General features: G+C 62.9%; 5 protein-coding genes and 2 pseudogenes. 4 read left to right on the forward strand and 3 right to left on the reverse strand.

Features of this window, described 5'->3' with window-relative positions; genetic code table 11:
- Positions 1-433: pseudogene (locus tag EN991_RS20230) on the forward strand (polysaccharide deacetylase); the annotation flags it as partial.
- Between the two features lie 33 nt (positions 434-466).
- Here EN991_RS20230 and sbmA read toward each other — a convergent pair.
- The 3 genes and pseudogenes from sbmA to EN991_RS20245 form a co-directional block, all read right to left on the reverse strand.
- Positions 467-1,726, reverse strand: coding sequence for a peptide antibiotic transporter SbmA (sbmA, locus tag EN991_RS20235; protein WP_013532851.1), 1,260 nt, complete (start codon positions 1,724-1,726; stop codon positions 467-469).
- 113 nt (positions 1,727-1,839) lie between these two features.
- A pseudogene (locus tag EN991_RS20240) lies at positions 1,840-2,995 on the reverse strand (YbfB/YjiJ family MFS transporter).
- Between the two features lie 116 nt (positions 2,996-3,111).
- Positions 3,112-3,333, reverse strand: coding sequence for a hypothetical protein (locus EN991_RS20245; protein WP_024502627.1), 222 nt, complete (start codon positions 3,331-3,333; stop codon positions 3,112-3,114).
- A gap of 94 nt (positions 3,334-3,427) precedes the next feature.
- On the opposite strand from EN991_RS20245, the gene EN991_RS20250 reads away from it, so the two are divergent.
- From EN991_RS20250 to EN991_RS20260, 3 genes are all read left to right on the forward strand, one after another.
- Positions 3,428-4,420, forward strand: coding sequence for a LysR substrate-binding domain-containing protein (locus tag EN991_RS20250; RefSeq protein ID WP_127369391.1), 993 nt, complete (start codon positions 3,428-3,430; stop codon positions 4,418-4,420).
- On the forward strand, positions 4,417-5,673 hold the full coding sequence (locus EN991_RS20255) for an aminopeptidase (protein WP_127369392.1): 1,257 nt from the start codon (positions 4,417-4,419) through the stop codon (positions 5,671-5,673). Before EN991_RS20250 ends, EN991_RS20255 begins: the two co-directional genes overlap by 4 nt.
- A gap of 21 nt (positions 5,674-5,694) precedes the next feature.
- Positions 5,695-5,987 (forward strand): DUF488 family protein (locus tag EN991_RS20260; RefSeq protein WP_127369393.1); only part of this gene is annotated, 293 nt, incomplete at its 3' end.

Consider the following 5,987-nt stretch of genomic DNA (forward strand, 5'->3'; position numbering starts at 1 on the left):
GCCGGCCGCCGGCTATCAATTCGACGCCAGCGGCGTCTCGCAGGGCCCCGCCCGACCGACGGCCAGCAACGGCGTCATGCACTTTTCGCTGCCGCAGATTCCAGAAGGACCGAAGTCACGGCCGGTGATCGCCATGGACTACAATCTCTATGTCAGGCATTCCGGCGGCTTCGAACGGCCAAGCCAAGCGGGCGAGTTCGCCAACCGGACCTATGATGCCTTCCGCGCCGCCTTCGACAAGCAGTATGCCGGCAAGCGCATTCCGCTGGAGCTCGGCTTCCACTTCGCGCTGATGAATGACGGCGCCTACTGGAACGCGCTGGAGCGTTTTGCCGGCGATGTCTGTGTCAAGGCCGATGTCGAATGCATCAGTTTTCGCGATTATGTTTCGCGCCAGGATGCCGGCCAGAGGCAGGTCTCGGTCGGCGGCTGAGCCGCCAACCCGGTTCGTTTCCAACCTCGATCTTTAGGCCGGATCCTCAGCGCCCTGCCTTGCCAGATAGCGCTGGTCGATATCGGGCAGCGGCTCGCCTTGCAGCGTCGCCTCGAAGGCGCGCAGGCGCTTGTGGACCGATTGCAGCTCGACGATGGTCGACCAGGAGGTGAGCAGAAACTGCAGTGAACCGGTCACCTTGCCGAATGCGTTCGAAATCTGGTTCAGCGCGCCGAACGTGATCTTGTGCGCCACCAGCGAGGGACCGAGGATCAGCAGCGAGAAAATGTTGTCGGCCTGCAGGTAGGTGTAACGGACGACGTTGAAATAGATGTAGTGGAAATAGAGCCTGAAATAATTGTGGCGAACATTCTCGAACAGCTCGGCCGTGGTGGCCGGCTGGGCCCGGTCCGCGTGATCCTCGCCGTAGACGAGTTCCTTGCGGTAGGCTGCCTCAACGCGCTGGTTGCGGAACTGCAGCCCTGGAAGTTTCAGACCTGCAACCATGACCGAGATCGTCCCGAACAGACACCAGGCAAGGGCTGCGACAACCAATGGCTGTGGAATCGCGCCGATAATCGGCAACTCGGTGATATGGGCCTGCAACTGGATCATGACCGGCAGGAATGCGATCAACGTCATAATCGACTGGACGAAGCTGGAGCCGAGATCTTCCATGATCTGCGAGAACCGCATCGTGTCTTCCTGGATGCGCTGCGAGGCACCCTCGATATGGCGTAGCCTGCCCCAATTCTCGACGAAGTAGTTGTTCATCGCCGTGCGCCAACGGAAGATCCAGTGACTGACGATGAAGGCGTTGACCACCTGCACATTCATGCCGACCAGGGCGAGCCACGAAAAATCAGCCAATCCGATATAAAATTCGCTGTTGGTCGACTTTCCAGTCCCCGACATCAGCCCCTGCACATAGTCGAAGAAAGGCCCATACCAGGCGTTGACGGCGACGCTGACCTGCACATTGAAATAGATGAAGAACAGGATGACCGCGGTCATCAGGATCGACCAGCGTTGCCATGGATGCGGCGAATACCAGCTCCAGAATGCGTAGAAGACGAGCACGCAGAACGCGAAATAGAGATAGAACCAGAGGAACGGCTTCGATACGAGGATGGCGATGCCGATGATGGGCGGCGCGCCGGCCGCGGCGGGCGGCAATCCGAAAACCGTACCTAATTGTTCACCACCGAAGAACCAGAACAGGATCGCCGCAAGGCTCCAGACGGCGGCCGAAGTGAAGAACAGCTTCGGCTGCGGGAAAAAGGATACGAACACTGTGGCGAATTCCTCGATCTAGGCGCAAATCAGCTGACGACAGCGGGCATAAAGTCACACATTAGTGGGAAAGAAAATGCCCGTGCCCGATGCCCGGCACAGCAAGCCCACAATCATGGCGATTTTGGCGCAGCCGACCATGTGATGGCGCCGGAGACGACCAGCACGATCGCGGCTGTGATCGAGGCGAGGAAGAAATCGCCGGACATCTGCGCCAGAAACCCGGCGGCGACCGGCCCGATGATCTGGCCAAGGCCGAACGCAGCCGTCATCAGGGCGAATCCGCGGCGCGCTTGGCGCCTGCTGCCGGGCGGCCTGCAGGCCAAATGCGGTGATGGCAATGAAGGTGCCACCGAGCAGCACGCCGGAAAGCAGCGGCCCGGTGGCGCCGCCGATGGCGACGCTGGCGGTGACGCCGGCAACTTCGATGAAGCACGCCAGCGCATAGGCGGCATAGAGGCCGGTGCGGGCCGCGATCTTCTGCCAGAGCCAGACTGAGGGAAAGCCCGCAAGACCGGCGACCATCCACACCATGGCCTCGAAGACGCGGCTGCCGCCGCCTTGCCGGACGATGGCGACCAGGAATGTCGCCGTCACCACATAGCCAAAGCCGAACAGGCCGTAGGCGACGATGACCTTGACCAACGACCGGTCCATCCGCAGTGCCGGCTCGCGGGTGACTTCGCCGTTGCCGAGCGGACCCTCATTGGCCAACAGCGCAACGAGGACGAAACCACAGGCCGAAATCGCCGCCGACCACAGCCAGCCTGCAGCCCAGCCCGAATGCTCGGCGACCAGCACCGCCATCATCGCCGCCGACACAGCGATGCCCAGGCCAACGCCACCGAAATGCCAGGCCTGCAGGTCGCTGCGACCGGCAGCGTTTATGTGGCTGAAAACGATACTGGCCATGAACACCATGACGAAGGCGCTGGCCAGACCGGCCAGAAAGCGGATGACGAGAAAGCCGGCCATCGCATCGGTCAGCCCCATCAGCGCGGCAAGGACCGTACTGGCGCCAAGCCCCGCCAGCATCAGCAGGCGCTCGCGCCCATGCGCCCAGCCGCCCGCCGCTGCCAACGCGCCGACGAGGTAGCCGAGATAATTGGCCGACGCGATCCAACCGGCATCGGCAGGCGACAGATGCAATTCCTGCATCATGCCGGGCAGGATCGGCGTGTAGACGAAACGGCCGATGCCCATGGCAACCGCCATGGCAATCATGCCGGCGAAGGCGAAACGCAGCGCTGTCGAGGTGGCTGATGTCATTGCACTGCACAATAAGTGCAGGGGTCGCTGAAACAATCGCCATCTGTTGGGCCAGTGCGTGCGCGGGACGTGGTGCTCGCCTCGACTTTCCTCAAGCCGGAAGGCTTGGCGCCTGCTCAGCAGCGGCCGCCGGCGTGCAATGGGGCCGTCTCGTGCACTGTCCGCCGTGCCGTCAGCCTGAACGGCACATCGCCCAGTTCGCGTTCCGACATGGTGTTCAGCACCGGATGCGAAAGCGGATCGGTCAGCCATCTCTGCGTTTCGCCGTCCGGGTGCGGCTCATACGGCGTACTCGCAGCGAAAAAGACCTTCAGCGACGACGACAAGATCCTCAGCATTTCCGGCTCCACAGGTCTGTCTCTTCCGATAAAATCCGCCGTTTCGACATGCCTTTCAATTGAGATTTCAGCCGGATCAGTTTAGAAAAACTCAATGGCCATGCTCAACCGCGTCCACCTCAACGGCCTGCGCGCCGTCGAAACCGTTGCCCGTCTCGGATCGCTGGCGGCGGCCGCCGGTGAGCTCAACGTTTCCGTCAGCGCCGTCAGCCAGCAGATAAGCCGTACCGAAAAACAGCTCGGCCAGGCGCTGTTCGAGCGAACGGCGAGCGGTCTGGTGCTGACCGAATTCGGCGCCGTCTTCGCGGCCCGCCTTGGTGCTGGATTTCGTGAGCTTTCCCAGGCCGTGGCGCTGGCCGACGAGGCTACGCAATGCACATTGGTGGTTTCGGTGGCGCCGGCCTTTGCCTCGAAGTGGCTGTTGCCCAGACTATCTCGCCACTTCGACCGACATCCCAACGTGCTGCTGCGCATCGACGCTTCGGTGCGGCTGGCCAATCTCGATCACTCAGACATCGACATCGCCATCCGGCTTGGCGACGGCAAATGGCCGGGCGGGCGCACGGAACTGCTCTTGGCGCAGGAAGTCTTCCCGGTCTGCGCGCCGGCGATTGCCCAAAAACTGAAGTCGGTCGAGGACCTTGCCCAGACCTGCGCGATCACCGACGAGCGAGCAATGATCAACTGGGAAAGCTGGTTCGAGACGGCCGGTGTCCCACCTGTCAGCTTCCTCAAGGGTGCGCGTTTCACCGACCCGATGCTGTGCCTGGAATCGGCGATTGCCGGCCATGGCGTGATGCTGGGCTGGCAATTGCTCGCCGCGGATGCGCTGGCCGACGGGCGGCTGGTGGCGCCTTTCGGTATCCGCGCCCAGAGCGGGCTCGGCTATTGGCTGGTGACCTCGTCCGTCAAGGCGGAAAGCCGCAAGGTCCGGGATTTCAAGGTCTGGATCAGGGAAGAGATCGAAGCAACCATGGCGCGGTTCGGGTCCGCAAACCCAAAACCCGCCGGCGCGATCGCGGTGGAAAGCGCCGCGCCGCCGCTCTATGGTAGGCCGGACATCAAACTACGACAGGCAGGATCATGACCACACATTCGCGCGGCGTTTCCGCATCGATCGACCCGGTGAAGCTCGACAGGCTGGCGGAAGTCGCCATCAAGGTCGGGCTGCAATTGCAGCCAGGCCAGGATCTGGTGCTAACGTCATCGATCGCGGCACTGCCGCTAACCAGGCGGATCGTCGAGCATGCCTACAAGGCCGGCGCCGGCCTGGTGACGCCGATCTTCAACGATGACGAGATGACGCTGGCGCGCTACCGCTTCGGCGCCGATGCCGGTTTCGACCGCGCCGCCGGCTGGCTCTATGAAGGCATGGCGAAGGCCTTCTCCAACAATGCGGCCAGGCTTGCGGTGCGCGGCGAGGATCCGTCGCTGCTCTCCGCACAGGATCCGGCGAAAGTGGCGCGCGCCAACAAGGCCAATTCGATGGCTTATCAGCCGGCGCTGGAAAAGATCACCGGCTTCGACATCAACTGGAACATCGTCGCCTATCCGGACCTCGCCTGGGCCAAACAGGTCTTCCCCGGCGATGCCGACGATGTTGCGGTCGTGAAACTCGCCGATGCCATCTTCGCCGCGTCGCGGGTCGATGTGGAGGATCCGATCGGCAACTGGAGGGCGCACAACGCGGCGCTGCGCAGCCGCACCGAATGGCTCAACGGCCATAATTTCCATGCGCTGCACTTCACCGGACCGGGCACCGACCTGACGGTTGGGCTTGCGGACGGCCATGAATGGATGGGCGGCGCCTCGACCGCCAAGAACGGCATCACCTGCAACCCCAACATCCCGACCGAGGAGGTCTTCACCACGCCGCATGCGAGGCGGGTCGAAGGCCATGTCTCCTCGACCAAGCCGCTGTCCTACCAAGGCACGCTGATCGACGACATTTCGGTGCGTTTCGAAGAAGGCAGGATCGTCGAGGCCAAGGCTTCGAAGGGCGAGGATGTGCTGAAAAAGGTGCTCGATACAGATGAGGGCGCGCGCCGCCTCGGCGAAGTGGCGCTGGTGCCGCATTCCTCGCCGATCTCGGCCAGCGGCCTGTTGTTCTTCAACACGCTGTTCGACGAGAACGCCGCCTGCCACATCGCGCTCGGCCAATGCTATTCGAAGTGCTTCGTCGACGGCGCCTCGCTCAGCCAGGACGAGATCGCGGCGCGCGGCGGCAACAAGAGCTTCATCCACATCGACTGGATGATCGGCTCGGACAAGATCGACATCGATGGCGTCCACAAGGACGGCGCCCGCGTGCCTGTCATGCGCAAGGGCGAGTGGGCCTGAGGGTTGCAGCCGAGAGGTGTGATGGCCTTCAACATCGCGGTCAAGCGTATCTACGAGCCGCCCGCTGCCGATGACGGGCAGCGGGTTCTGGTCGACCGCATCTGGCCGCGCGGCGTCAGCAAGCAAGACGCCGCGCTGACGCTGTGGTTGAAGGACATCGCGCCGAGCGACGAGCTGCGAAAGTGGTTCGGACACGAGGCGGCGCGCTGGGCGGAATTTCAGGAGCGGTATCGCGCTGAGCTGGATGGGAATGGCGCGGCGGTGACGCAGTTGCGAGGCCTGCTGGGTAACGGCAAGGTGACGCTGCTCTACGG

This window comes from Mesorhizobium sp. M7A.F.Ca.US.005.03.2.1, assembly GCF_003997795.1.
Classification (GTDB): Bacteria; Pseudomonadota; Alphaproteobacteria; order Rhizobiales; family Rhizobiaceae; genus Mesorhizobium; species Mesorhizobium ciceri.

Excerpts from the sequence above, each read along its gene's own strand:
- EN991_RS20245 (WP_024502627.1), bottom strand. The coding sequence starts at position 3,333 with ATGCTGAGGATCTTGTCGTCGTCGCTGAAGGTCTTTTTCGCTGCGAGT.
- EN991_RS20250 (WP_127369391.1), top strand. The coding sequence starts at position 3,428 with ATGGCCATGCTCAACCGCGTCCACCTCAACGGCCTGCGCGCCGTCGAA.
- EN991_RS20255 (WP_127369392.1), top strand. The coding sequence starts at position 4,417 with ATGACCACACATTCGCGCGGCGTTTCCGCATCGATCGACCCGGTGAAG.